This window comes from bacterium (assembly GCA_030654305.1).
Lineage (GTDB): Bacteria > Krumholzibacteriota > Krumholzibacteriia > LZORAL124-64-63 > LZORAL124-64-63 > PNOJ01.
The window spans coordinates 1-1,892 of sequence record JAURXS010000398.1 but is presented as its reverse complement, the minus strand read 5'-3'; the positions used below and the strand labels follow the sequence as shown (position 1 = coordinate 1,892).

Here is a 1,892-nt window from a genome sequence, read left to right as displayed (position 1 = left end):
GCGCGCGGGACCGGCGACCTTGGTCGCCACCACCAGCTTCTCGCGCGCGCCGGGGTGTTTCGCGAACCAGTTGCCAATGATGGTTTCGGTGGCACCGCAGGTTTCGGCCTTGGCCGGCACCGAGTACATCTCGGCGGCGTCGATGAAGTTGACCCCGCGTTCCAGCGAACGGTCGAGGATGGTGTGGGCGCTGGCTTCGTTGACCTGTTCACCGAAGGTCATGGTGCCCAGGCAGATGGGGGTGACTTGCAGGCCGCTGGCGCCGAGTGCAACAGAGTTCATGGAGGGGTGTGCAAATGCGTATGAAAGAACAATCGGAGGAAAAACCGGTCTATAAGTTTAGGGCCGTGCCCGCGCCGGCCCTGTCGCCACCGGCGTCACCCCCACCAGGAGTTCAGGTATGCCCCGCTTGTCGCCCGCCCTCCGCACCGTTCCGCCCTTGTTGCTCCTGGCACTGGCGGCCTGTTCGACCCCGCCGCGTGGCGGCGGCGCACCGGCCGCGCCACGCGCCTCCGCCCCTCCCTCGTCCATGGATGTGCCCGCCGCATCGGCTTTCGACAAAGGCCGTTCGGCGGTCAAGCCTGGTCTGGCACGCCAGCTCAACGAGCTCGGCAAACGACTCGAACGCCGGCCCACGTTTCGCGTGCACATCGTGGGCAACGGCGACGAAGGCCGCAGCGACGCGGCCAACCGCCTGCTCGCGCAGGACCGCGCCCTGAGCGTGCGCGACTACCTGCTCGCGCGCGGCGCCGACGTCACCCGCCTCACCACCGAAGGCAAGGCCGGAGGCCGACAGCTGGAACTTCGCATCAGCGAAGGGAAGTGAAGCCCCCCGCAGCGCATCAGGCGCTCGGTCGCGCCCTCGCCTCTTCCTGCAGCCGCAACACGCGGCGTTGCACCTTGCCGGTGGTGGTCATCGGCAGCGATTCGACGAACTCGATGTCCTTGGGGTATTCATACGGCGCGAGTTTGCCCTTCACATGGGCCTGCAACTCCTTCACCAGCCGTGCTTCGAAATCCGCGTCGCCCACGCGCCTTCCCTGCGCCGCGAGGTACTCCTGGGCCAGCACCACATAGGCCTTGACCACCGCGCCACGCTCGGCGTCGGGCTTGGGCACCACGGCCGCGTTGGCGACCGCCGGGTGCTTGACCAGGCAGTTCTCGATCTCGCCCGGCCCGATGCGGTAGCCCGCGGCCTTGAACACGTCGTCGGCCCGGCCCTGGTACCAGAGGTAGCCCTCGGCATCGCGCACCGCCATGTCGCCGGTGCGGCACCAGCTGTTGGCCATGTCGCCGGTGAACTTGGCGCGCGTGGCGGCCTCGTTCTTCCAGTAGCCGAGGAAAAAGATCGGGTCGGGGTCGCCACGCACATCCAGCCGGTGCACCGCCACGTCGCCCGGCACGCCCACCGGGCACTCGCGGCCCTCGTCGTCGATCACCGCCACGCGGTGGCCCGGGTAACCCTTGCCCATGCTGCCCGGCTTCGCGGGGTAGAGCCGCGCGCAGTTGCCCACGATGTAGTTGATCTCGGTCTGGCCGAACATCTCGTTGACCGTCACGCCCAGCTGTTTCTGGCAGTAGGCGAACACAGCATCGCCCACGGCCTCGCCCGCGCTCATGATGGCCTGCAGTTGCACCCGGAACTGCTTTCGCGGCTGGGGATAGGCCTTCATCATGGCCTTGAGCGCGGTCGGAAACAGGAAGGTGTGCGTGACGCCGTGGCGCTCCATCAGTTCAAACGCGGCCTGCGGGCTGAAGCGGCCGTTGAAGGCCACGATGGGGCGGCCGAAATACAGCGAGGGCAGCAGCGCGTCCATCAGGCCACCGGTCCAGGCCCAGTCGGCCGGCGACCAGAACACCGCCTGCGAAGGCTTCGTCGCATCGAAAGGATC

General features: G+C 67.8%; 3 protein-coding genes. 1 reads left to right on the top strand and 2 read right to left on the bottom strand.

Features of this window, described 5'->3' with window-relative positions; translation table 11 throughout:
- Positions 1-282: aldo/keto reductase (locus tag Q7W29_11400; GenBank protein MDO9172423.1), on the bottom strand; the 282-nt coding region annotated here is incomplete at its 3' end.
- A 118-nt stretch (positions 283-400) separates the two neighbouring features.
- Between Q7W29_11400 and Q7W29_11395 the strand changes: the two genes are divergently transcribed.
- The gene (locus Q7W29_11395; protein MDO9172422.1) at positions 401-826 is read left to right on the top strand and encodes an OmpA family protein; all 426 of its coding nucleotides are present in this window, start codon (positions 401-403) and stop codon (positions 824-826) included.
- 16 nt (positions 827-842) lie between these two features.
- On the opposite strand, the gene Q7W29_11390 is transcribed toward Q7W29_11395, so the two are convergent.
- On the bottom strand, positions 843-1,892 hold a 1,050-nt coding region (locus Q7W29_11390; protein MDO9172421.1), incomplete at its 5' end, for an AMP-binding protein.

What these genes read in the sequence shown, in the direction of transcription:
- Q7W29_11395 (MDO9172422.1), top strand. Translation starts at nt 401, where the DNA reads ATGCCCCGCTTGTCGCCCGCCCTCCGCACCGTTCCGCCCTTGTTGCTC.